This window comes from Hymenobacter coalescens (assembly GCF_054783195.1).
Window position 1 is genome coordinate 120,539 of the sequence record NZ_BAAGRA010000016.1, and the last position, 24,846, is coordinate 145,384.

18 protein-coding genes are annotated in these 24,846 nt (G+C 62.4%); 9 read left to right on the forward strand and 9 right to left on the reverse strand.

Annotated features, from left to right (window positions below; genetic code table 11):
• Window positions 1-116: 116 nt before the first annotated feature.
• Together ACYVKQ_RS11970 and ACYVKQ_RS11975 are read right to left on the reverse strand one after the other, a co-directional pair.
• A complete protein-coding gene (locus tag ACYVKQ_RS11970; protein ID WP_460675570.1) occupies window positions 117-1,697 on the reverse strand; it encodes a hypothetical protein in 1,581 nt (526 codons plus the stop codon).
• A 56-nt stretch (window positions 1,698-1,753) separates the two neighbouring features.
• Window positions 1,754-2,446, reverse strand: coding sequence for a hypothetical protein (locus ACYVKQ_RS11975; RefSeq protein WP_460675571.1), 693 nt, complete (start codon window positions 2,444-2,446; stop codon window positions 1,754-1,756).
• A 463-nt stretch (window positions 2,447-2,909) separates the two neighbouring features.
• Between ACYVKQ_RS11975 and ACYVKQ_RS11980 the strand changes: the two genes are divergently transcribed.
• Window positions 2,910-3,899, forward strand: coding sequence for a hypothetical protein (locus ACYVKQ_RS11980; RefSeq protein WP_460675572.1), 990 nt, complete (start codon window positions 2,910-2,912; stop codon window positions 3,897-3,899).
• A 231-nt stretch (window positions 3,900-4,130) separates the two neighbouring features.
• Here the strand turns inward: ACYVKQ_RS11980 and ACYVKQ_RS11985 are convergent, their stop codons facing one another.
• The 4 genes from ACYVKQ_RS11985 to ACYVKQ_RS12000 all read right to left on the reverse strand — a co-directional run bounded on the left by ACYVKQ_RS11985 (window position 4,131) and on the right by ACYVKQ_RS12000 (window position 8,294).
• Window positions 4,131-5,054, reverse strand: coding sequence for a DUF808 domain-containing protein (locus ACYVKQ_RS11985; RefSeq protein WP_460675573.1), 924 nt, complete (start codon window positions 5,052-5,054; stop codon window positions 4,131-4,133).
• Between the two features lie 408 nt (window positions 5,055-5,462).
• Window positions 5,463-6,212, reverse strand: coding sequence for a subclass B1 metallo-beta-lactamase (gene bla, locus ACYVKQ_RS11990; protein ID WP_460675574.1), 750 nt, complete (start codon window positions 6,210-6,212; stop codon window positions 5,463-5,465).
• A gap of 124 nt (window positions 6,213-6,336) precedes the next feature.
• Window positions 6,337-7,353, reverse strand: a complete 1,017-nt coding sequence (locus tag ACYVKQ_RS11995; RefSeq protein ID WP_460675575.1) for a DUF2268 domain-containing putative Zn-dependent protease — start codon at window positions 7,351-7,353, stop codon at window positions 6,337-6,339.
• Window positions 7,354-7,502: 149 nt separating this feature from the next.
• The gene (locus ACYVKQ_RS12000) at window positions 7,503-8,294 is read right to left on the reverse strand and encodes an SDR family NAD(P)-dependent oxidoreductase (protein ID WP_460675576.1); all 792 of its coding nucleotides are present in this window, start codon (window positions 8,292-8,294) and stop codon (window positions 7,503-7,505) included.
• A gap of 248 nt (window positions 8,295-8,542) precedes the next feature.
• Here ACYVKQ_RS12000 and ACYVKQ_RS12005 point away from each other — a divergent pair, with 248 nt between their 5' ends.
• Window positions 8,543-8,683 carry a hypothetical protein gene (locus ACYVKQ_RS12005; protein ID WP_460675577.1) on the forward strand — a complete coding sequence of 47 codons (141 nt, stop codon included), beginning with the start codon at window positions 8,543-8,545 and terminating at the stop codon, window positions 8,681-8,683.
• 67 nt (window positions 8,684-8,750) lie between these two features.
• Here ACYVKQ_RS12005 and ACYVKQ_RS12010 read toward each other — a convergent pair whose 3' ends face one another.
• Window positions 8,751-10,040 (reverse strand): pectate lyase family protein, encoded by a 1,290-nt coding sequence (locus ACYVKQ_RS12010; RefSeq protein ID WP_460675578.1) that lies wholly within the window; start codon window positions 10,038-10,040, stop codon window positions 8,751-8,753.
• 302 nt (window positions 10,041-10,342) lie between these two features.
• On the opposite strand from ACYVKQ_RS12010, the gene ACYVKQ_RS12015 reads away from it, so the two are divergent.
• Window positions 10,343-11,077 (forward strand): DUF72 domain-containing protein, encoded by a 735-nt coding sequence (locus ACYVKQ_RS12015; protein WP_460675579.1) that lies wholly within the window; start codon window positions 10,343-10,345, stop codon window positions 11,075-11,077.
• 160 nt (window positions 11,078-11,237) lie between these two features.
• Here ACYVKQ_RS12015 and ACYVKQ_RS12020 read toward each other — a convergent pair whose 3' ends face one another.
• Window positions 11,238-12,194 (reverse strand): 1-phosphofructokinase family hexose kinase, encoded by a 957-nt coding sequence (locus ACYVKQ_RS12020; RefSeq protein WP_460675580.1) that lies wholly within the window; start codon window positions 12,192-12,194, stop codon window positions 11,238-11,240.
• A 206-nt stretch (window positions 12,195-12,400) separates the two neighbouring features.
• Window positions 12,401-13,201, reverse strand: a complete 801-nt coding sequence (locus tag ACYVKQ_RS12025; RefSeq protein ID WP_460675581.1) for an SDR family NAD(P)-dependent oxidoreductase — start codon at window positions 13,199-13,201, stop codon at window positions 12,401-12,403.
• A gap of 156 nt (window positions 13,202-13,357) precedes the next feature.
• On the opposite strand from ACYVKQ_RS12025, the gene ACYVKQ_RS12030 reads away from it, so the two are divergent.
• The 6 genes from ACYVKQ_RS12030 (at window position 13,358) to ACYVKQ_RS12055 (ending at window position 24,678) form a co-directional block, all read left to right on the forward strand.
• A complete protein-coding gene (locus ACYVKQ_RS12030; protein WP_460675582.1) occupies window positions 13,358-14,404 on the forward strand; it encodes a methyltransferase domain-containing protein in 1,047 nt (348 codons plus the stop codon).
• 484 nt (window positions 14,405-14,888) lie between these two features.
• Window positions 14,889-17,270 carry a SulP family inorganic anion transporter gene (locus ACYVKQ_RS12035; RefSeq protein WP_460675583.1) on the forward strand — a complete coding sequence of 794 codons (2,382 nt, stop codon included), beginning with the start codon at window positions 14,889-14,891 and terminating at the stop codon, window positions 17,268-17,270.
• A gap of 143 nt (window positions 17,271-17,413) precedes the next feature.
• Window positions 17,414-18,148: a DUF72 domain-containing protein gene (locus ACYVKQ_RS12040; RefSeq protein WP_460675584.1), complete on the forward strand. Its 735-nt coding sequence runs from the start codon at window positions 17,414-17,416 to the stop codon at window positions 18,146-18,148.
• 437 nt (window positions 18,149-18,585) lie between these two features.
• Window positions 18,586-19,950, forward strand: a complete 1,365-nt coding sequence (locus tag ACYVKQ_RS12045) for a TolC family protein (protein WP_460675585.1) — start codon at window positions 18,586-18,588, stop codon at window positions 19,948-19,950.
• 165 nt (window positions 19,951-20,115) lie between these two features.
• On the forward strand, window positions 20,116-21,267 hold the full coding sequence (locus tag ACYVKQ_RS12050) for an efflux RND transporter periplasmic adaptor subunit (protein WP_460675586.1): 1,152 nt from the start codon (window positions 20,116-20,118) through the stop codon (window positions 21,265-21,267).
• Window positions 21,268-21,471: 204 nt separating this feature from the next.
• The gene (locus ACYVKQ_RS12055) at window positions 21,472-24,678 is read left to right on the forward strand and encodes an efflux RND transporter permease subunit (protein WP_460675587.1); all 3,207 of its coding nucleotides are present in this window, start codon (window positions 21,472-21,474) and stop codon (window positions 24,676-24,678) included.
• Window positions 24,679-24,846: the final 168 nt, after the last annotated feature.

The following is a 24,846-nucleotide window of genomic DNA, read 5'->3' on the forward strand; positions in this document are numbered from 1 at the left end:
TGGTTCTGCTGATACGGACTTAGCAAATGGTGGGCTAGGTGCGGAAAGCGGACTTTTTGGCAGAAAAGATAAATAACGTGAAAGAATTGGAGGACAATTTGGCCGAATTAGATGTGCTACTGCATGGTGCCTTTTACCAAGTTGTCCAAATATGTGGTTAATACTTTCACTCCGATATTCTCTGCATGCTCACCCGTTTTTTTAAGAGCTTTAATCAAAAAACCCTTGATTTTTTCCGAGGAACTGATTTTGTCAGTCTGCGATGATTCTTCATCCTTCAATTTGTCAATACTAGATTTTATAAGAGTCAAATCCTCCTTGCTGCCATATTGAGCTACTATTTTTAAGATTTCTGCATCATTCTTCGAATATCCTTCTGCACTGGCGTCGAATCCGAAAGAGCCTACTTTGCCTCCAATAAAATAAGTGGAGTCTTTAATAAGTCCTTTAGAATTCAGTAAATTAAGCTCCTCGTTATACATGGTTTTCTCCAGGGCGAAGTTCTCAAAATCTTGCCTCATCAACATTTTAATCCTTTCTTGTTGGTGCTTTATATCTAATAATAATCTTTGATACTTTTTTATAATACCTTGCATTGCATCAAAAACCTCTATCGAATTAGCATACTCTTTGGCTACAAGTTTGGCGGCTTCTTCTGGGGCTTCTAAATACACTTCTATAAATTTATCGAAACGCCGAATAGCATTTGAAAATTCTTGTGTGCCATTGAGGGTTTTAGATTTGAAGTAGTACGTAGTTCCATTGGGGCTACTATCAGCATCTACAATAAAACTCACGCCTTCTATGTTTCGCATGTATTTTTCGAATACTTTCACAAAATCAGAAAATTCTTCATGTAAAATTTGTTCGTTGGAAACGTAAATACTAAAGAATACATCCTTGATTATATCGAATAGAAAATCTTCGATAACGTGAGCAATACTTTGTTTTTCCTTAAATGTTTTAAGAGATACCTCAGAAGAAAGTATTGCGTCTATGGAACTGGATATATCGTCTTTGCGATTGTGGTAATCTTCTATTCTTTGTTGCGCCATACGTAGCGTTTCTAGAAGAGAACTATAGCCATAGCGTGGCTCATCTGGGATTGGTGGTGCTCCACTTAGAATGATGTGTATTTCTTCGTCTGTGAACTGCTGCTCATTCCAAAATGGGTGCCTGTTTTGGGCAACTAATTCGGTCTCAATAACTAGAATACGTTCCAGTAATTCTGGATAAGATAGGTAGCGTTCTTCTTCATAATCGTAGTAGTTGAAATTCTCGTGTATGTTTTCTTCATAAACAATTATTATTGATTTAGTTTGACCGCATATCCTCAAAAAATTTATCCAATGTGTAAAATACTCTGGTTTTGATACTTCCAAGAAAAGCGGTGTAGCTAAATATATTATAATACCGTGTAAGTATTTTTCCTTTATTAATTGGTTGATTTCTTCGAATTTTCTGATCCAAGATTTTGGCTGTAGTCCTCGTATATTATACCTGTGGATTTCTATTCCAAGTGGCTGGGGGAAGTCAATGCCGCCAACTACAGCTACACTTTTTTTTGTTGTAAATTTCATGTTCTCGATTTGAGGCAAAATATTTATGGTCCTGAGTCGCTTGCTAGCAAGTATAGCTGTTGCTTGCTTAACTATTGTCAGCAATAATAACGCAGCGAAGCGGGTGAGTTCTTTCACTCCGCTTCGCTGCGTTCAGGATGACAGGCGACTGGGGTTGCTGATGCGGTTATCTGTTACCCCAGCTTCGCCGGCGTCTCCAGGCTGCTTTTCTGCTTGCCGGGGCGGTTGATGACTTTGCCGGCGGCTTGGATGCGCTGGTAGAACTCGGGGTGGGAGCGGGCGTACTTGCGCAGGCTGCGGTCGAGGCGGTCTTCGAGCAGGGTGGCCAGCTGGCTGAACTTGTCTTTGATGGCGAGGCGGGCGGCTTTGGCGTCGCTGATGTGCTGGCGCGGCTCGTTTTTGCTGCCGTCGAAGGCGGCGAGGGCGTCGGTTAGCTCCTGCAGGCGCTCTTTCGTCACGCCGTAGTCTTCGAGGCGCTTGCTGTGTTCGGTAGCGAGGGTGAGCAGGTGCTGGGCCACGTCGGTGAGGGCGGTGGCGCGCAGGCTGAGCAGGGTGCCGTAGCTGTGGTTGGCGGCGGCTTGCAGAGGGCGGTCCTGCCGGTCGGTGGCGAAGGCGTACAGGTCGCCGGCAATTTCCCCGGCGCTGGTGCAGAGCAGCTCGCGGCGGTCGGTTTTGGCGGCGGTTTTGCCCTTGGAGGCGCGCAGGGTTTGCTGGCGCAGCGGGGTGAGGTCGTCGGTGAGCTGCTGCAGCTCGGCGAGGGCGTGCTGCAGGGCTTTGTCCTGCTGGTACGGGGCGGCATCGTGCTGGAAGGCAAGCACGACGTTTTGGGCGGCGGTGAGCCGGTTGTCTTGTTTGGCGGTAAGCATAAGCGGAATGGGGGTAGGGTAAAAGTGGAAATCAGACGACTGGTATAGGTGTGCGCGAAGGCGGGATAGGAGCGAAGCTCAAGAATAGGAATATTCGGGAGGATTATGGTAATACCGCGGCCGGAAAAAGTGTGACCGGGCTTTGGACGAGTGCGGCCGGGCTTTGGAGGGGTGGGGCTGGCCTTTGGATGATGGATGCTGCACTTTGGACGAATGCGCCCGGGGTTGGGCGGGTGCGTCCAGGCTTTGGACGCTTGGGGCCGGACTTTGGGGGGCTGTGGCTGGCCTTGGAAAGCCTGCGGCCGGGGTTTGGACAGGCGGGCTCTGGCTTTGGGTGCTTGCGTCTACGCTTGGGAACGAGCGCGCTAATAATGTGCTGGACTCCGGGGAAGAATGAATAAGTTTGTGGTAAAAAAGTACAAATATGAAATCAACTTTACGGCTTGCGTTTAGCCTCTTTTTAGTGGCCGTTTGCGCCCGGCAGGCAGTAGGCCAGCAGCTGCTCTACAGCGGCAAGAATGGGATTAACGGCTGGTTTTACCTGTATGAGGGCGACCGGCTGAAGGTGCAGTTCTCGGGCGACAAGAAGATGCAGACGTACTTCGACGGCCCTACCGACCCGGTGAAGCGCGACCAGGCGGAATTTATGAAGCGTATCCAAAAGGTGGACAACGTGGAGAACCAGGAATGGGTAGTCACCAAGGAAGGTCCGCACCAGCTCGTCACCTACAAAGTGAAAGGCCAGGGCGACATGAAGCTGTTGCGCTACCCGGCTCCGGGCAAGGAGACGGCCCCCACTTCATTTGCGCCCAAGTACAGCCTGGGCTACGCCGACGCGAAAACCAAGCTGCGCGGGCCTTATAAGTATGTCCGGAAACATACGACAAACCGGGAAAACCTGATGCCTTGGTCTTCGATGCCCATCAAGGGCAATTACGTGCCCGCCGACGGGGTGCTGACCAAAAAGCTAGGGGACTTCAAGGCGGCGAAGGAAGTGGTAGTGGCCAACGAGGAATTCAAGACCGGCGTGTGGGCGGTGCCGGCCGATTCGCTGTTCCGTAATCAGGCTCCGTTTGCTTTTCAGCAGGGCGATACGGTCGCTTTTGAAATTACGTACACGGCTGCCTCCAAGATTGGGGCACCGAAAGCCAGTACGGTGTACGTAGCGCGGCCGGATCAGTGGACCAAATACAACCCCGCCGTGGCCAGCAGCATGAATTACGTGTTGCTGAAAACGGAGCCTATCTACACGGGGAAGTCCGAGTCGGGCTCTTTCGTGGTCATGAACGACGGTATCTTCTGTTTCTACTTTGGGGAGGTCGGAACCTACGACGTGAAGGTGGTGCGGCACCTGGGGCCGAACGGCAAAGCAGATTTTAAGCTGCCCATCGAATGGGTTGCGGTGTACCAGGATGATCTGGGCTACTACGTGATGGAGCCGAAGATTCAGTAAGCTTTGGCGCCAGGCCGCAGCTGGCTGTTTGACTCAACGGAAAGAAAGCAGCCCTTTTACTTGGTTTCTGCGTTTTGTGGGTTGCTCGGGTAGTATCCAGCCCACGGGCGAGGAGACGAGCCTGAATAGAAAAAGCCGCTTCGGAAGAAGCGGCTTTTTCTATGTGGACAAGACGTGGATAACACCCCGGCGCGCGGCGGTACTGCTACCGACGCTCAGCGGCAAGAAGCCTTATTTGCCTTTGCCCAACACCTTCTTTACCAGCAGCACCAGCTTCTCCACCACAAAGCCAATAACCAACCCGCCAATAGCGCAGGACAGGGCCTTGGCCAGCCAGGCCACCGCCGGGATGTGGGCCAGCGACTCTTCCAGCTCGTGCAGCAGATGCGCGGTAAACGGAATGCCGTGGGCAATGATTTCGGCACCCACCCACAGCATGGCGGCCGTGCCCACGTAGCTGAGGATGCTCAGGAAGTGCGGCATGAACTTGACGATGCCGCGCCCCAGCTTTTGCGTAGCGGGGCTGAATTTGTCCTTGGCCAGGTGCACGCCGATGTCGTCGGCTTTCACGATGAGGCCCACGAAGCCGTACACGGCGATGGTGATGAAAACGGCCACGGCCAGCATGACGGCAACCTGGTTGATGAACGGCTGGTCGGTTACCTGGCTGTAGGCAATGGCCATGATTTCGGCCGACAGAATAATGTCGGTGCGCACGGCGCTGGTCACCCGCTGCTGTTCCAGCTCCTCCGGCGTAATGGTTTCTACCTGCTCGGTTTCCACGTTCACCTCGTGGTGCTTGCTGAACATGGAGTGCACCTTTTCATACCCCTCGAAGCACAGATAAGCGCCGCCCAGCATCAGAATGGGCGTAATGGCCCAGGGGGCAAAATACCCCAGGATCAGAGCCGCCGGGCTCAGAATCAGGAGTTTGTTGATGAGGGATTTTTTGGCAATCCGGTAGATGATGGACAACTCCCGGGAGGGGTCGAGGCCAACGACGTATTTGGGCGTCACGGCCGTGTCGTCGATAACGATGCCGGATACTTTGCCGGTGGTTTTGGCTACCTGAGCAGGCACGTCATCTAAGCTGGCCGCGCTTACTTTTACCAAGGCGGAGATGTCATCGAGTAGCGCAAAAAAGCCTGAAGCCATGTGCTGGGTGTTTGTTTCTGGGTGTTCGTTTTCGGCTGGTACGCGTGGAGGCGCTGCTCAGCTTCGCGGCAAGTTATGGCGGTTTCGCGAGCGGGGCGTTGGCTTGCTGTACGGGCCGGGTGGGTAAAGGCGGCGAGCAGGCCGGCGCCCGGGCCGAACTGCTGATCCGGCAAACGGCCGCGTACGGAGCCGCTACCAGTACGGGGCCGGGGTGTTTTGGATGGGACCAGGAGCAATTGTATTGGAACGGGCGCCGCCGGCTGCCGCCCGGAGCCGCCCGTAGAGTGCGCCGGGTGAGGCACGCGCTGGCCGGAGGTGCCAGGGTCCGGTTGCGGACCTCCGTCCTGCTGGCAGCGGGCGGGCAATCAAAGGGTTAGTTCGGCTTGAGGGCGGCCTGCGGAGAGGGCGTTAGGGCTGCTGAAACAGCTGCATGGTGTAGTCGAGCAGGCTGGGGCCGCCGGTGGTGCCGTGGCCGGGAATGACAACCTGCACGGCCGGGTAAGCTTGCTTTACGCGGGCTACGGTGGCGGGCCAGGCCTGCACGTTGGCGTCGGCGAGGTTGCCTTTGCCGGCTTGCAGCTCCTTGATCAGGCAGCCGCCGAACAGCACTTTATCGGTCGGGAAGTAGCCCACCACGTTGTCTTTGGTGTGCCCCTCGCCGAAAAAGGTGGCGTGCACGCTGGCGCTGCCCACCCGGAGCGTCAGGCTGTCGGTGAATCCGTGGCGGGGCACGTGGAAGCGGCGCTGCCGGGCGTAGGCAATGGTTTGGTGGCTGGCGTAGGAGGGAATACCGTGCCGCCGGAATGCGGGCAGCCCGCCCACGCAGTCTTCGTGGAAGTGGGTGGGAACGACGGCTTTTACCCGGCAGTTGAGCGTCTTGGTTATCCAGGTAATCAGCTCGTGGGAGGCCGGGGTGTCGGCAGGAGTGTCAAACACAATGGTTTCACCGCCGCTTTTTACCACCATGCCGTTGCAGGAAACCCGCCCGAAAGTCTGGGTCGGCAAAAACGACGTGTGCACAAAGGTGTTGGCCGCGACCTGCGTAATGATGAGGCTGGGCGACTCGTAAACGACGTGAGGGGGCGCAGCGCGGTCTGCCTGGGCCGCGGTTTTTGGCGCGGCCGCAGCCAGCAGGCACACGGCCAGCAGAACTTTCATAAGCGGTGGGTACGGTGGGTGGCTTGGAGCAGGGGCTTGGGCTACGGGAAGCGGGCATACTTCGGAAGAGAGCTGCGGTGCCGACGCGGGTAAACGGCGGCCCGGTTACCGGCGGCTGGCCGCCCTAGGGCCTGGTGGGTGTTGCGTCGGCCAGCTCAGCCAGGGCCTGCTCGATTTCGGGGCGCAGCTGGCTTAGCGGGGCGTGGGCCAGCTCCTGCAGGGAGTGGCGCCGGGCCAGTTTTTCGGCCACTAGGTAGCCGATGTAGTACCCCGAGCGGGCGGGCGTGGCGGCTTGCTCGTCCATGCCACCGAGGAAAAAGCGGGCGTAATCTTCGTTCGACGTGGAGCCGAGCACGGCGCGCAGCTCGCGGGCGTAGCGCGGCAGGTCGGCCTGGGTGCGCTCGGGCGTGTTGCGCGGCAGGCCGAAGAGGTTTACGCCGGCGGCCTTGGGGTTGAGAGCATGGGCCACGTACGTAGCCAGCCCTTCGCGCCACAGGGCCGATACCAGTGCCGGGTCTTCGCCCAGAAACTGGCTGTGGTAGAGGTGAAAGAGCTCGTGGTGGAAGAAGGGCTCGGGGTCGGCCTCTTCGCCGTACACGTAGGCAATCATGTCGAGGCCGAAGAGCAGGGCCTGCCGGCCCTGGATGGTGCGGGTGCCGCCGTCGAAACCGCCCAGGGAATAGAGAAAGTAGATGCGCCCGCGGTAATCGAGGTCGGGGAAGGTCTGGCGGAAGCGCGTCTCGTAGCGCGGCAAATCCTGGCCGATCTGCCGGCCCAGGCGCAGCACCAGGTCCATTTGGGGGCGCACCATGCTCTGCACTTTGGGGTAGCGCGCGGGCAGGGTTTCGGCCAGGGTTTTGTCGGCCGGGCCGCCCAGCACCTGGTTGTTGTACACCTCGGGGTAGCGCCCGGCGAGCAGTTGCTGGAACAGCCGGATCTGCGTGGCCTCGTCCTGGTCCCGGGCCTGCCGCCAGAATTTCTCGAAGGCCGGCATCAGGTTGATGATCTGGTAGGGAGCCGCGGGCGGCAGGGCCGCGAGCGGGGTGCTGGCCGGGGGCGCGGCTCCGGGGCAAAAGGCGGTGAGCAGAGGCCCGCGGGCAGCCAGGGCCGCCAGCAGGAGCAAGGAAGAGCGGGAGTGCATGAGGGCGCCGGAATAGGGCCCGAATATATCGCGGCGGGTGCCATACCCGATGGCTGGCGCTACCGCCGGGCACTTAGCGTGCCGCACACACCGAAAAGCCAGGTTCCGCTGCCACGGGGCCTGGCTTCGGCGGGAACAGCAGGGCGCGGTTAGCGGCCGGCGGGCTGCAGCTGCGTGTTCATGAGCGTGGCCAGCACCGAGTCGGGGAGCAGCAGGCTGGAAAAGAAGTTGGCCTTGGCCGCCAGCGTGGGCAGCGAGCGGGCGGCGCCCTCCATCAGCGCGTCGTAGCCTTCGTCGGCCACCTCGCGGGCCGAGGCGGTGTGGCGGGCGGCCCAAGTATCCTCGGCGTGGGCCACGTGGAAGAAGTTCGTGTCGGTGGGCGGCGGGCAGAGAATGGTCATCGTGACGGCCGATTTCTGCTGTTTCAGCTCGTGCTGCACGGCTTCGGTGAAGCTGAGCACGAAGGCCTTGGTGGCCGCGTACACGGCCTGGCAGGGGCTGGGCGCGAAAGAGGCCACCGAGCCCACCTGCAGGATGCGGCCTTCGTTGCGGGCCACCATGTCGCGCAGGTACAGCTTGGTGAGGTGCACCAGCGAGGCCGCATTCACCTGAATCATGCGCAGCTCGGTCTGCATGTCGGTGTCGGTGAAGTAGCCGGTTTCGCCGAAGCCCGCGTCGTTGACCAGCGCGTGGATGCGCAGGCCGCGGCGCTCGGTTTCCTGGTAAAGCCGCTCGGGCGCCTCGGGCTGGCTCAGGTCCAGGGGCAGCAGCACGATGTCGACGCTGCCGAATTCCTGGTGCAGCAGGCGGGCGGCTTCCTGCAGCTCCTCCTGGTGGCGGGCGACGAGCACCACGCGATAATCGTCGCGGGCAAAGCAGCGGGCCAGCTCGAAGCCAATGCCGCTGCTGGCGCCCGTAATCAGGGCCGTTTGCTCATTCATGGCGGTAGGGGTGTGGGTTGGAGGTGGGGTAATAAGTTACTGATAAACAGACGTATTATTTTGACAAAGGCCGTCCGTTACCCCATCCTGTCTGCTCCCTGTCCAACGCGGCTGCACCCCCCGATGCCCCAAAAGCTTAGGCGCCACGAAGTAGGGCCAGCATTCCGGTGTTTCGATAAACCTATTTTATTCTTGAAAATATTATAGTATCTTATCCTTGACAACACACACAAACGTTGGGTACCCCGATGGCAACGAACGAGAAACGACCGATGGGTTTCGGAGGGCTGCGCGGCGGGCTGCCGTGGTGGGCCATTCTGCTGATGCTGGGCGGATTCTACCTCTTCGGCTGGTTTCTGCGCATTATGGGCGTAATACCGGCGCACTAGCGCACCGGTATTAGGCAGTGCCGCTGCCCGGGCCGCATTGGCAGCCCGGGCAGCTGGGCACGCGGGCTTATTCGACCAGCAGCCGCTGCGTGGTGGTGCCGGCGGCCGTGCGCACGGCGTAGAAGTACACGCCCGGCTGCAGCGCGGCATTGTGGTACGGGACGCGGTGCGTGCCGGCCGGGTACTGCTGGGCGGCGGGCGTCACGTCGGCCACTTTGCGCCCCTCGGCGCTGAAAAGCGTGATGCTGAGCGGTCCGGGCTGGCGCAGCTCTACCTGGAAGGTGGTGGTGCCGCGGAAAGGGTTCGGGAAAGCTTGAAACGGCGTTTCGGTGGCTTTGCGCGCGGCCGTCACGGTGCCAATCTTGCCGACGCCGGCGCCGGCCAGCACCACAGCCGGCACGGCACTGGCCGGGTGGAGCACGGTGGCGTAGCTGTAGGGCGTGGCGGAGGTGCAGGCCCCCAGCGGGTAGGTGTCGTTGGAGTACTGGAAGACCGTGCCGTTGGTGAGCTGGTTGCCGGAAATGTCGCCGTAGCCCACCACGCTGCTGTAGGCCGACACGTAGGGGTTTTTCGTGTTGTCGAAGTAGTTGTTCTCGATTTTCAGGCAGGCCCCGACGCGCGAGTTGATGGCCGTGGAGGCCACGTCTTTGTAGTAGTTGTTGAACACGTGGCCCGTGCCACCCCGAAACAGCGGCAAGCGCGAGTTGATGTTCTCGAAGCGGTTGTGGTGGTAGGTGATTTTGCGGTCAAAGGTGTCGGTTTCGGTGTAGCCGCAGAGGCTGGCCTTCCACGCGTCGTGGAGGTAGTTCCAGGAGTAGGTAATGTATTGGCAGTCGTCCTTGGCGTCGAGCAGGCCGTCGTAGTCGTCCACGCCCACGCCCTGGTACTGGTTGTACAGCTCGCAGTGGTCCACCCAGATGTGGTCGGCCGGCCCCTCGATGCCGATGCAGTCCTTGGGCCCGAGCTGCACGTGGTGAATCTTCAGGTTCTGGATAATGATGTTGCTGGCCCGCCGCACGAACAGCCCGATGCCGTTGAACTCGCCGCTGGTGCCCACCCCGATGATGGAAATGTTGTCGCGGTCCTTGATTTCAATCTTGTCGTAGGTCGGGGGGGTGTTGGCCGGGGTGATGGTGCCGTTGACGTAGATAGTCAGCGGCGCGTTGCTGGTATTGGCCCGGATGGCCGCCATCAGCGCCGTGCCGGTGCTCACCGTCACGGTGGCGCCGCCCGCGCCGCCGGTGGTGCCGGTGGTCAGACTGGCGTAGCCGAACAGGCCGAAAGGGGCCGTCTGGGCAAAAGCCGCGGGGCTGAGCAGGGTGCAGGCAGTCGCCAGAGCAAGTAAACGTTTGGGCATACGAGGCGTGGGAAAGGGGAGAGGACGAAGGCGCGGCCAGCACCGGGCGCTGGCCAGCCTGCTTAAGCCGGAACGCGTGGGGCTCGGCAGCGGAACTGGCGGAAGATCTGCTTATTGCTCCGGCCCCGGCCGGTACGCCGGAGCTTTATTTGCGCAAACGATGCCGGGAACGTTGCCAGCAACCCGGCCAGCCGCTGGGCGGTATCAGCCACAGGATGAGTTCGTAAGCAGCATGAGCCGGCTGCCGGGGCGGCCAGCTGCGTATGCCGCGGGTATCGGACCTTTAGCATCCGGCCCATTCCATGCCCACTACCTACCACATCGGCTGCTCCGGCTTCCATTTCCGCGACTGGAAAGGCGTATTCTACCCCGCTGAGCTGCCGCCCCGCAAGTGGTTTGCTTACTACTGCACGCAGTTCGACGCGCTGGAGCTGAACGTGACGTTTTACCGCATGCCCGAGCTGGCCGCCTTCGAAGGCTGGCACGCGCAGAGCCCGGCGCACTTCCGCTTCGCGGTGAAGGCGCCGCGCACCGTTACGCACTACAAGAAGTTCAACGCCGAAGCCGGGCCCGTGCTGGCCGATTTTTACGGAACGGTGCGCGAAGGCCTGCGCGAAAAGCTCGGACCGGTGCTTTTCCAGCTGCCGCCCAAGGCCGCTTACACCGAGGAACTGCTCGGCCGCATCCTGGAGCACCTGGACCCGGCTTTTCAGAACGTGCTGGAGTTTCGGCACCCGAGCTGGTGGGAAGGGGAGGTGTTTCGCACGCTCACGCGCCACGGCATCAGCTTTTGCGGGCAGAGCCACCCCATGCCCCTGCCCGACGACGTGGTGGCCACCAGTCGCCTGCTCTATTACCGCCTGCACGGCGTGCCCGAGCTGTACAAATCCAGCTACAGCCCCGATTTCCTGCAGCGCCTGGCCGCCGACGTGCGGGCCGCACCGGGCGTGCAGGAAGCATACGTGTTCTTCAACAACGGCATCGGAGGCGTGGGCGTGCTCAACGCTCAAGAGCTGCAGCCGCTGCTGCTCGGCTGAGCGGCCGGTAGGCCCGAACCGGAAGTGGCTTGATGCCAGGCTGGCCGCTCAGGACCTAGATTGTGTGGACACTAAGCCAAAAGGCAGTCATGGTGAGCTTGTCGAAGCATGACTGCCTACAAAGACTTAAAATGACCTTTGCAGCTGCTGTCCACAGCCCCTAGGCGGCGGCCCGTTCGCCGGGCATTGTGTCGAGCAGCCACTGGTAGAGCCGATCCACGTCGGTCTTTTTGAACAGTTCGGTGCCGGGGTTCATGGTGGCGGCCGTGCCGCAGGCCACGCCCAGGCGGGCCGCTTCCCGCACGGAGTAACCGTTGGCGAAGGCGTGCACGAGGCCGGCCACCATGCTGTCGCCGGCGCCCACGGTGCTGCGCTTCTTCACGGCAGGCGCCGGAATGTGGTCCACCAGGTCCTGGGTAACCACGCAGGCACCCTGGGCCCCAAGCGACGCCACCACCACCTCGCAGCGGCCTTCGCCAATGAGGGCGCGAGCGGCGTCGGCCAGGGCGGCGCTGTCCAGCTCATCCACACCGGCCAGCTTGCTCAGCTCGCCCACGTTGGGCTTGATCAGGTACACGCCCGCCTCAATGACGCGCTGCAGGGCTGGCCCCGAGGTATCGGCCACCACTTTGGTGCCGGCGGCGCGGGCCGCCTGCACCAGCTCTACCAGAAAGTCGGGCTCGACGCCGGGCGGCAGGCTGCCGCTGATGACCAGGTAATCGGGGGCGGGCGTGAGGGCCCGCAGGGTGCTGAGTACCTGCTGCTGCTCGGCGGCCGTGAGCGGGGTGCCCGGCATGCCGAAGCGGTACTGCTGGCTGGAAGAAGTATCGACGACGATGAAGTTTTCACGGGTGTAGCCGGCGGCGGGCACGGCCTGTTGCGCAATGCCCTCGGCCGTGAGCAGCTCCTGCAGCAGCGTACCGCTCGGGCCGCCCGCCGGAAACACCGCCACGGCTTCGGAGCCCAGCCGCCGCAGCCCCCGCGCCACGTTGATGCCCCCGCCGCCCGGCTCAAACTTGGGCGCGGCGCAGCGCAGCTTCTGGTCGGGCACGATGTGGTCGACGTTGGTGCTCTTGTCCACGGTCGGGTTCAGGGTCAGGGTGACGATGCGCTTCATCGGAGTGGCTGGTTGAAGGAGCAGGGCAGTGGGGCCCGCTCCGGCGGTGTACTGCCGGGGCCGTCGGCGGGTTATGGCCGCCCCGCCCGGCCGCGGTGGCCGATGGTACGAAAAAGAACGTCCTGCCGCGCGCCGACGAAGCAAAAACTTCGGCGACATGCGGCAGGACGAGCAAAGAATGCCAGTTCAGCGGTGGCGGCGCGGCTTTACTTATCCCCTTCCGGCTGCATCTGCATGTTCATCATGGTGGCCAGCATGGAATCGGGGAAGAACACGCTGCTGGCGAAGTTCATCTTGGCGCCGAACGTGGGCAGCGAACGGGCGTCGCCGGCCAGTAGGGCCTTGTAGCCGCCCTCGGCCACTTCCTCGGCCGTGGCTTTCTTGCTCTGGCCCACCTTGGTGTCCTCGGCGTTGGCCACCTTAAAAAAGTTGGTTTCGGTAGCGGGCGGGCACAGAATCGTTATCGTAACATCCGATTTCTGCTCCTTCAGCTCCTGCTGCAGGGCCTCCGAGAAGCTCAGGACGAACGCCTTGGTGGCCGCGTACACGGCCTGCCGCGGATTGGGCAGAAACGACACCACCGAGCCCAGTTGCAGAATTTTGCCTTCGTTGCGGGCCACCATGTCGCGCAGGTACAGCTTAGTCAGGTGCATCAGGGACAGCACGTTGACGTGCACGATGCCGATTTCCTTCTGCAGATCGGTTTCCGTAAACAGACCGGCCTCGCCGAAGCCCGCGTCGTTCACCAGCACATCGACCTGCAGGCCCTGGGCTTTCACGGCTTCGTAGAGCTGCACGGGGCCCTCGTGGGTGCTCAGGTCGGCGGAAACCACCACGGTTTGGGCGGCTGCAAACTCGGTTTTTAGCTTCTGCGCGGCTTCCTGCAGGCCGGCTTCCTCCCGGGCCGAGAGGATCAGGCGGTACCCGTCGCGGGCAAAGCAGCGGGCCAGCTCGAAGCCGATGCCCGAGGAAGCGCCGGTAATCAGAACAGTTTGATGGTTAGCCATGATGATTGGTTGTGGTTGGGTAGCATACTGCCTGATGCTTACCGCCGGACCCGGCGCAGGGTTACCTAATTTTGCCGGCCGCCCAACCGATCCGGCCCACCGCTGTGCTTCGGTGCGCAATCTTCCCGCCCAATCTTAGCCCCTCTTCGACCGCCCATGGACACCACCATTCAGCAGCAAGTGCAGGAGTACTACGGTACCGAGCTGCAAACCAACCGGGACCTGAAAACCAACGCCTGCTGCACCGACGACATCCCGGCCGCCCACAAGCGCATCCTGGCCCAGCTGGCACCCGAAGTGCTGGAGAAGTACTACGGCTGCGGCGTGTGCGTGCCTCCGGCCGTGGAGGGGCTCACCGTGCTCGACCTGGGCTCGGGCTCGGGCCGCGACGCATTTCTGCTCTCCAAGCTGGTGGGCGAGCGGGGACGCGTCATCGGGGTGGACATGACGCCCGAGCAGCTGGCCGTGGCCAACCGCCACGTGCCAGCCCACACCGCGCGCTTCGGCTACCCGCAGCCCAACGTGGAGTTTCGCCACGGCTACCTGGAAGACCTGGCCGCCGCGGGCCTGGAAGACAACTCCGTGGACTTGGTGGTGAGCAACTGCGTGCTGAACCTGAGCCCCGACAAGACGGCCGCTTACCGTGAAATCTTCCGCGTGCTGCGGCCCGGCGGCGAGCTGTTCATCGCCGACGTCTTTGCCGACCGGCGCGTGCCCGAAGCCCTGCGCCACGACCCGGTGCTCTACGGCGAATGCCTGAGCGGGGCGCTGTACATCGAGGATTTTCGCCGCCTGCTGCGCCAGCTGGGCGTGCACGATTACCGCCTCACCGCCCAGCGCCGCCTCAGCATCGACAATCCCGAGATTGAGCGCCAGGTGGGCAACATCCGCTTCTACTCCATGACGGTGCGGGCCTTCAAGCTGGACCTGGAAGACCAGTGCGAGGACTACGGGCAGGTAGCCACCTACCTGGGCACCGTGCCCGATGAGCCCCACGGCTTCACCCTCGACGACCACCATCACTTTGAAACCGGCCGCCCCGTGCTCGTGTGCGGCAACACCGCCGACATGCTCACCCGCACCCGCTACGCCCCGCACTTCCGCGTGCTCGGCGACAAGCAGCACCATTTCGGCCTCTTTCCCTGCGGCCCGGCCCCGAGCGGCGTGGCCCCAGCCGATGCTCCGGCCGCCAGCTGCTGCTGAGCGCGCCCGCCATTCGATGCCTTTCCGCCCGCACTCCTCGGCCAGCCGGGGCGGTGCGGGCGTTCAAGCCGGTGAGCCTTGAATTTGTTAAAATGGTATTAAAGGAATTTTTAATGACGGCACCTGCCGCTTGACGTAAAGGAGAATAGGTTAAAACACGTTTTAATTGATCTGTTGTGTCGCTTTAATTCTTCTATAATATTATTTTAATTCAATTATAACTGCATTTTAAGCCGATATTAATACGTAGGTAGTTAAACGGGCTACTTTTGTAAGGCTAGTTATAGCAGGGGAAGAAAATAGGATTTGTCTTGAGGCAGCTCGTCCGTTTGAGCTGTTGAGTTACTCGCCGACACCACCGCAATTGAGGCGCCGAAAGATGCCTCAGGCAGCCGCTGCGCGACCCTGCCATGCCACCGGCATTCCTACCCGACATGTATCGCCCGGCGGCGCCCTACGGCGCGGCCATAATCGTCGCATAGGTATGCCGCAACCGACCGCCAATGTTACCTGGCAAAGCTGGGACTTGAAGTACTGGAAAAGTGATTTGCAGGGCGGCTTCGTGTCGTTTTTGGTGGCCGTACCGCTGTGCCTGGGCATCGCGCTGGCGTCGGAGGCCCCCTTGTTTGCGGGCATTATCGCCGGCATCGTCGGGGGGCTGGTCGTCGGGGCGCTGAGCCGTTCGGCCCTGAGCATCTCAGGCCCGGAAGCAGGCCTGATTCTGGTGGTGGTCGGGGCGCTGCAGGCCTTGGGCTCCTTTGCGGCGGTGCAGCTGGCCATCTGCCTGGCGGGCCTGCTGCAAATCGGCATGGGACTAGCCCGGGCCGGCATGATCAGCCAGTTTATCCCGTCCTCCGTCATCAAGGGCATGATGGCCGGCATCGGGCTCATATTAATTATGAAGCAGGTGCCGCACGTGCTCGGCTACGATGCCGACGCCACCGAAGCGCTGACCCTGTTTCCGCAGCAGGGCAGCAGCATCGTGGACCTGCTGCGCTTGGCCCTGCAGCACATCAGTCCCACGGCACTCACCATTGCCAGCCTGGGGCTGGCGGTGCTGGTGCTTTGGGAACAACCGGTGGTGAAACGCCACCCGGTGCTGTCGAAAATACCAGGCGCGTTGATCGTAGTGCTGCTGGGAGTGGGGGTGAATCAGATGGTGAATGCATTTTACCCCGACGCCGCCCTGCGGGGGACGCACCTGGTTACTTTACCCGTCGTGAGCAGCCTGGAGAACTTCCTGGGTCTGTTTACGCTGCCGGATTTCGCGCAGCTCCGCAACCCGGCGCTGTACTCGGCCGCCCTGTCCATCGCGCTGGTGGCCAGCCTGGAGGCGCTGCTGTCGGTGGAAGCTACCGACGAGCTGGATCCGCTCAAGCGCAAGTCGCCGACCAACCGCGAGCTGAAGGCGCAGGGCGTGGGCAACGTGGTGAGCGGGCTGCTGGGCGGCCTGCCGCTGACCTCGGTGGTGGTGCGCAGCTCGGTGAGCATCAACGCGGGCGGGCGCACCCAGCTGGCCGCGCTGCTGCACGGCACGTTTCTGCTGCTGAGCGTGCTGCTGTTTCCGGCCCTGCTGAACTACGTGCCCTGGGCCGCCCTGGCGGCTATTCTGCTGGTAACCGGCTACAAGCTCACGCGCATCAAGCTGTTTCGGGAGCTGTACCGGGAGGGCATGAAGGAGTTCCTGCCTTTTGCGGTGACGGTGCTGGCCATCCTGGCCACCGACCTGCTGGTGGGCATCGGCATCGGGGCGGCCGTGGGCGTGTTCTTCGTGCTGCGCGAAAACTACCGCCACGCCCACCGGCACGAGCGGTACGTGGTGCAGGGGCAGGAGCGCATCCGCGTGAACCTGGGCAAAAACGTGTCCTTCATCAACAAGGCCAGCATCCTGAAGGTGCTGCACAGCGCCCCGGATAACAGCACGGTGGAAGTCGACGGCACCAGCTCGGCCGTTATCGACCGCGACATCGTCAGCGCCATCGAGAACTTCCGCGAGACGGCCCGCGCCCGCAACATCCAGCTGCTGTTTTTGCGGCAGGGCGCCGAGTACGCCCAAAACCTGGCCGAACAGCGCGCAACCACCGGCACCGACACCGATTTTGAAGCTTACTACAAGTTGTTCGGGCACAACCGCAACTGGGTGGCCGAAAAGCTGCGCCGCGACCCGCACTACCTTGCCGAGCTGCGCCACGAGCCCACTCCCAAGTTCCTCTTCATCGGCTGCTCCGACTCGCGCGTGCCCGCCAGCCAGATTACCGGTGCCGCCCCCGACGAGGTGTTTGTGCACCGCAACGTGGCCAACCTGGTGGTAAGCACCGACCTGAACCTGCTGGCCGTGCTGCAGTACGCCGTGGAGGGGCTGGGCGTGGAGCACGTGGTGGTGTGCGGGCACTACGGCTGCGGCGGCGTGCGCGTAGCCATGCAGGAGCCCGACAACAGCTTGCTCAACGGCTGGCTCAGCCACGTACGCACGGTGATGCAGCGCCACCAGCAGCAGCTGTCGGGCCTGGAGACGGAGGAGGAGCGCTACCGCCGCCTGGTGGAGCTAAACGTGGTGGAGCAGGTGTACAACCTGCACCAGACGGCCGTGCTGCAGCGCGCCGCCGCGCTCGGCAAGCCCCTGAAGGTGCACGGCTGGGTGTACGACACGCAGGGCGGCCACATCCGCGACCTGGACGTGGACGTGCGCCGGGCCTTCGAGGAGTACGAAACCGACTTGCGCTACCAGGTGCAGGCCGACGGGCTGGTGCGCCTGCCCGGCTACCTGCACCAGCCGCCCAGCCTGTACTCGGTGTACACCGGCGCCGGCGGCCCCATCATTGCCGTGCCGCCCTTCGAGAGCGACGCGCCCCAGGGAACCCCGTAGTGGCCCCGGGGCACTGCCTGCAGAAACCCGCCGCTGAACAGTGGCGGGTTTTTGTGCGTCAGGGGCTGAAGTCGGCAGGCCACGGCCGTATACGCTCATCGGCCCGGGAAGAACTCCGGTCCCCGGGTGTATCCCTTCCTGCCATGCCCCCTTACCACATCGGCTGCTCCGGCTACCACTACCGCCACTGGCGCGGGCGCTTCTACCCCGAAAAGCTGCCCGTGCGCCGCTGGTTTGAGTTCTACGCCCAGCATTTCGGCACGCTGGAACTGAACGTGACGTTTTACCGCTTTCCGCAGCTCAGCTTCCTGCAGAACTGGCACCAGAACAGCCCGCCCGGCTTCCTGTTCGCGGTAAAGGCCCCGCGGCTGATTACGCACTACAAGCAGTTCAACGACGTGGCCGGGCTGCTGACCGATTTCTACGCCACGGTGCAAGACGGCCTGCAGGAAAAGCTGGGGCCGGTGCTGTTTCAGCTGCCACCGCGGGCGGCTTACACCCCCGAGCGGCTGCAGCGCATCCTGGATTACCTGGACCCGGCTTTTCAGAACGTGCTGGAGTTTCGGCACCCGAGCTGGTGGACGGGGGCGGTGTACGAGCAGCTGCAGCAGCGCGGCGTGGCTTTCTGCGGGCAAAGCCACCCCCTGCTGCCCGATGCCGTGGTGGCCACCGCCCCGACGCTGTACTACCGCTTCCACGGCGTGCCGCACCTGTACCAGTCGCCCTATGAGGAGGACTTCCTGGGCGGGGTGAAGGCCGCCGCCGATGCAGCCCCGGCGGTCCGGCAGGCGTTCTTGTACTTCAACAACGACATCGATGCCTCGGCCATTTACAACGCCCGGCAGATGCTCCACTTGGTTGAAGCCTCGATTCCCTGACCCTCCGGCCGCCCGGCAACGCAGGCCCGCTCGCTCCCTCAGATCCGGCTTAGCGCGGATGTTTGTCCGTTTGATGTTCGGGGGTGGGCTGGGTATCAGCGGCAGTTTTTTACCGAAAAGTCCCCGGTTTTTGGATTTACTAAAGCGCCCCGGTGGTATTGTGGGTAGAATATTTCGTAAGGCGCTGACGGTGAGCGTTCGAGCGACTGCCCGCCGCCCAACCCCGGGCATAACCTTTTGGCAGGCGCTAGGTTTAACTGAGCCTAACCGCCCCACCCACCCGGTGAATGATTGTTGCTGCCTGCTTCGCCTGGCTACCCGCCGGGCAGTGGATTTGGCGTTGGGTAAAGTCCAGTCCGGACCCCGCTGCCAACTCAGCAACGAGTACTGTCCGCCCCAACACTCTGAATTGCGCGCTTTTCGCGCCCTTGAGCTACATGCGCTATTTTTCTTTGGCGGTCCGCGCCGCCGGTTTGCTCGGCGGCCTGCTGCTGACCACTATGTCGGTGCCCGAGGCCCGGGCCCAGCAACCCACGCCGGCCGTGCCCGCCGGCCCGCTCAGCCTGGAGCAGTGCCTGCAGGTGGCCCTGCAAAACCAGCCCGCCGTGCGCCAGGCCCGCCTCGACGAGGAAATCAACGAGACCAACATCCGCGTCGGGCTGGCCGGCTGGCTGCCGCAGGTAGCGCTGAACGCCTCCGCCCAGCACTACTTTCAGCTGCCCTTCTCGGTAATTCCCATCGACGGGGTAAACACGCCCCGGCAGTTCGGCCTGAGCAACCAGTCGACCGTCGGGCTGGCCGCCACCCAGGCCCTGTTCAACAACGACGTGCTGCTGGCGCGGCGCGCGGCGGCCCCCTCGCGGCAGCTCTATCAGCAGAACACCACCGGCGTGCGCATCGACGTGGTGGCGGACGTGAGCAAGGCCTTTTACGACGTGTTGCTCTCGCAGCGGCAACTGGAGGTGCTCGGCGAGGACATCCTGCGCCTGCGCCGCAGCCTGCAGGACGCCCGGGCCCGCTACGAAGCCGGCATCGTGGACAAAATCGACTACAAGCAGGCCGAAATCCTGCTCAACAACTCCATCGTAGCCCGCAAGCAGGCCCAGGAAGCCATCAACGCCAAGTCGGCTTACCTGAAGGAGCTGATGGGCCTGAGCGCCCCCCAGCAGCTGCAGCTGCAGTACGACACGCTGCGGCTGATGCAGGCGGCGGCGGTGGACACGGCCGTGGCCCTGGACCCCGGTAACCGCATCGAGGTGCAGCAGCTGCTCTCGCAAAAGGCCCTGCAGCGCACCCAGATCAGCTATTACCAGTACGGCTGGCTGCCGTCGTTGTCGGCTTTCGGCAATTACAACACGGCTTTTCTGAGCAACAACATCTCGGACCTCTACAACCAGCGCCTGCCCAACTCCCTGGCCGGTCTGCAATTTTCGCTGCCCATCTTCCAAGGCACGCGGCGCCTGCAGAACCTGCGCCGGGAGCGGCTCGAAGACCAGCGCCTCGACCAGGGCCTGCTGGCCACCCGCAACCGCGTCAATACCGAGTTTGAGCAGGCGCTGGCGTCTTACAAGAGCTACTATGCCGATTACCTTACCGGACAGCGCAACCTCGCCCTCTCCAAGGAAGTGTACGACGTGGTGCAGCTGCAGTACCGCGAAGGCATCAAAACCTACCTCGACGTCATCGTGGCCCAGACCACCCTGCGCACGGCCCAGCTCAACTACTACCAGGCCCTGTTCCAGGTGCTGAGCAGCAAGGTGGACCTGCTGCGCGCCCAGGGTACGCTGCCGATTCAGTACTGATTAGCTGTCAATAATTGAACGTCATGTCGAGCGAAGCCGAGACATTTCGCGTGCTGACATCGGATAGCGTTTTTCTCTTGTAACGGGAAAGTTACTATCCAGCGAGATTCCTCGACTTCGCTCGGAATGACGAGCTGAAGACTACGTTCTGACCCTACCCCCAACATGAATAAATCCTTTCTCGCCCTCGCCTATGCCGCGGGCCTGCTGGCCTGGACCGGCTGCGGCAACAAGCAGGCCGGCCAGGCGGCCGGCCCGCCGCCCGCCACGCCCGTAACCCTGGTGGCGGCCCGCACCACCGATGCCGTGTACTACGACGAGTACCCGGCCACCGTGGCAGCCCTCAACAACGTGGAGCTGCGCAGCCAAGTGGCGGGCTTTATCACCGGCATCTTCTTCAAGGAAGGCGAAGTGGTACCCAAGGGCAAGACGCTCTACGAAATAGACCGGCGCAAGTACCAAGCGGCGTACCAGCAGGCTGTGGCCGGGCTGCGCGCCACCCAGGCCACGGCCCAGAACGCCAAGGTAAACCTGGACCGCTACCAGCGCCTGGCCCAGCAGGACGCCATTGCCCGCCAGATCGTGGACAACGCCCAGACGGCCTACGCCACCGCCCAGAGCCAGGTGGCCGTGGCCGAAGCCGGCGTGGCCGCCGCCCGCACCGACCTCGACTACTCCCTGATCAAGGCGCCGTTCAGCGGCCGCATCGGCATTTCGCAGGTGCGCCTAGGCTCGCAGGTGAGCCCCGGCAGCACCCTGCTGAACACCATCGGCGGCGAAGACCCGATGGGCGTGGACTTCGTGGTGACCGAGTCCGACATTGCCCGCTTCGGCGAGATGCAGCGCCAGGGCAGCGCCCGCGCCGACTCCACGTTCCGCCTGGAGCTGCCCGACGGCACGTCCTACGGGCAGCCCGGCCGCATCCTGGCCATCGACCGCGGCGTGGACCAGCAAACCGGGACCGTGCGGGTGCGGGTGCAGTTTTCGAACCCCGACCGGAAGCTGAAGGACGGCATGAGCGCCGTGCTGCGCGTGCTCAACCGGCAGTCGGGGCGCCGCGTGGTGGTGCCTTTCCGGGCCATCGTGCAGCAGATGGGCGAGAACTTCGTGTTCGTGGCCGGCGACAGCAGCAAGGCCCGCCAGATCAAGGTGCAGCTGGGCCCGCGCCTGCGCGACCAGATCGTGGTGCTGGATGGCCTCCAGGACGGCGACCAGGTGGTGACCGAGGGCCTGAACCGCCTGCGCGACGGCGGCCTGATTCAGGCCGGGCCGGCCCCGGCGGCGGGCGGCGCCCCCACGGCGGCCGCGGCCAAGTAACAAGCGGAAAAATCGTCTGTCATCCTGCGCCAAGCGCAGGAGCTTAGCCCCGCAGAACGGCCGGCGTCAGGTGGTTTCTATCTGGCGTGATAAGGTCCTGCGCTTGGCGCAGAATGAGAGGAAAAACAACGTATCTGACGTAACCAGCCCCCAATCGTCAGGCTCCCCCTCGCCGCAGGGCAGGGGGCCAGGGGTGAGGCCCTTATGATTGCAGAAACCTTTATCCGGCGCCCCGTCACGGCCATTGTCATCTCGCTGGTCATCGTGCTGGTGGGGGTGCTGGCCATCCTGAACCTGCCCGTGGGGCAGTACCCGGAAATCACGCCGCCGACGGTATCGGTGAACGGCACCTACACCGGGGCCGACGCGCAAACCGTGGAGCAAACCGTGGCCACGCCCGTGGAAGTGCAGGTGAACGGCACGCCCGGCATGACTTACCTGCAGAGCAACAGCACCAGCAATGGGCAGATGAGCATGACGGTGAACTTCGAGGTGGGTACCAACATCAACATCGCCGCCCTCGACGTGCAGAACCGCGTGGGCATTGCCCTGCCTACGCTGCCGCAGGAAGTGCAGCGCCTGGGCCTGACGGTGCGCAAGCGCAACCCGAGCATCCTGATGCTGGTGGCCATGTACTCGCCCAAGGGCACGCACAGCACCACCTTCCTCGACAACTACTCCAACGTCTTCGTCAAGGACGCGCTGCTGCGCACCAAGGGCGTGGGCGACATCGTGAGCCGAGCCGACGACTTTTCGATGCGCGTGTGGCTGAACCCCGACAAACTCTCGCAGCTCGGCGTGACGGCCCAGGAAGTGACGGCCGCCATTCAGGAGCAGAACGCGCAGATTGCGGCCGGCTCCATCGGCGCGCCGCCGGCCCAGACCGGGCAGACGTTTGAGTACATCGTGTTCGTGAAGGGCCGCCTCACCAGCACCGAGGAGTTTGGCGACATCGTAGTCAAGACCCGGCCCGAGGACGGCTCGGTGGTGTACCTCAAGGACGTGGCCCGCGTGGAGCTGGGCAAGTTCAACTACGCCAACAACTCCTTCGTGGACGGCAAGCGCGCCGCCTACCTGCTGGTGTACCAGGCGCCCGGCGCCAACGCGCTCGAAACCTTCGACAACGTGAATGCCACCATGGCCCAGCTGAAAAAGCAGTTTCCGGCCGACCTGGACTACATCGTGCCCTTCGAGTCGGCGACGGTGGTGAAGGTGTCCATCAACGAGGTGCTGCACACGCTGGTGGAGGCCCTGGTGCTGGTGGTCATCGTGGTGTACCTGTTCCTGCAGAGCTGGCGCTCCACGCTCATCCCGGTGCTGGCCATTCCGGTGTCCATCGTGGGTACGTTTCTGTTCTTCATCCCGCTGGGCTTCACCATCAACACGCTCACCATGTTCGGCTTCGTGCTGGCCATCGGCATCGTGGTCGACGACGCCATCGTGGTGGTGGAAGCCGTGGAGCACAACATGAACGAGCGGGGGCTGAGCCCGCGCGAGGCCACGCTGGCGGCCATGCGCGAAATTTCGGCCCCGGTCATTGCCATTGCCCTGATTCTGGCGGCCGTGTTCGTGCCGGTGGGCTTCATTCCGGGCATCACCGGGCGCCTGTACCAGCAGTTTGCCATTACCATTGCCATTTCGGTGCTGATTTCGGCCTTTGTGGCCCTTTCGCTGACGCCCGCGCTCTGCGTGCTGCTGCTCAAGCCCCACAAGCGCGACGCCGAATCCAAAGGCCTGGACCGCTTCTTCTTCAAGTTCAACACGTGGTTTGACCGCGTGACGGGCAAGTACGGCAACGGCGTGCAGCGGGGCATCAAACACTCGCGGCTGGTGGTCATCATCCTCGTCTGCATCGTGGCCGGCACCGGGCTGCTGTTCAAGAACAAGCCCTCCGGCTTCATCCCGACCGAGGACGAAGGCCGCCTGTTCGTCACCTTCACGCTGCCCGAAGCCTCCTCCACGGAGCGTACGGTGGCCACGCTGCAGGAGGTGATGAAGGAGCTAAGCCAGATCAAGGGCATTGCCCACTACGCCGGCCTGGGGGGCCTGAACGTGGTGAACTTCTCCTCCAAGTCGAACAGCGGCACCGTGTTCTGCCAGCTGGCGCCCTGGGATGAGCGCAAAGACAAGGAGCAGCAGCTGCAGGGCCTCATTGCCACCGTGCAGCAACGCCTGAGCCGCCTGCGCGAAGCCAACATCGTGGTCATCTCGCCCCCGGCCATTCCGGGCCTGGGCAACTCGGGCGGCTTCTCGTTTGTGCTGCAGGAGCGCGAGGCCGGCGGCGACATCAAGAACTTCGACGCCAACCTGCAGGCCTTCCTCGGCGCGCTGCGCAAGCGGCCCGAAATTGCGGCCCCGTTTTCGTTCTTCACCGCCAACACGCCGGGCTACCAGCTCACCATCGACCGCGAAAAGGCCAAGAAGCTGGGCGTCTCGATTTCGGACATCGGCACGGCCCTGCGCACCTACCTCGGCTCGGCCTACGTGAACGACTTCACGCTCTACGGCCGCAACTTCCGCGTGGTGACGCAGGCCGACAGCACGCACCGGGCCGACATCAGCAACCTGGGCCAGTACTACGTGCGCAACTCCTCGGGCGGCATGGTGCCGCTGAGCACCGTCACCAGCTACAAGCGCAGCGAGTCGGCGCCGCTCATCTCGCACTACAACCTCTTCCGCTCGGCCGAAATCAACGGCAACGCCGCCCCCGGCTACTCCTCCGGCGACGCCATTCAGGCCCTGAAGGAAACCGCCGAGCAGGCCTTGCCGCAGGGCTACGGCTACGAGTTTTCGGGCCTCTCGCGCGAGGAGCAGATTGCCGGGGGGCAGACGGTGTACATTTTCGCCCTCTCGCTGATCTTCGTGTTCCTGTTCCTGGCCGCGCTCTACGAAAGCTGGTCGGTGCCGTTCTCGGTGCTGCTGGCCGTGCCGCTGGGCGCCTTCGGGGCCATCCTGGCCCTCACGTTCCTGCCCAAGCTCACCAACAACGTGTACGCGCAGATCGGCCTGATTACGCTGATCGGCCTGTCGGCCAAAAACGCCATTCTGATCATCGAATTTGCCAAGGAGCGCGTGGACCGGGGCATGCCCTTGGTGGAAGCCACCCTGGAAGCCGTGCGCCTGCGCCTGCGCCCCATCGTGATGACCTCGCTAGCCTTTATCCTGGGCGTGCTGCCGCTGGTCTTTGCCTCGGGCGCCGGCGCGCAGAGCCGCCAGACCATCGGCTGGACGGTACTCGGCGGCATGATTTCGGCCACGGTGCTGGCCATCTTCATCGTGCCGGTGCTCTACGTGCTCATCACGCGCGTGGCCTACGGCAAAGCCAAGCTGGCCGAGCTGGAAGCCAGCTACCAGCCCGACGAGGAGCACGGCGGCCCGCCCGCCGCCCCGGCGGCTCCGCAGCCCGCCTAGCGGCGTCGGATGCATGATCCATACTAAAAGGCCCGGACGCGTTTGTCCGGGCCTTTTTTGCGGGCAACCGCGTGGGGGGAGCGACGCCAAGGTGGTCTGTATATGCAGCTATTCTATTATTTGGGCTGTCTTTTCCGTATCTTACACGAAGGATGATGGTGCCGCAAC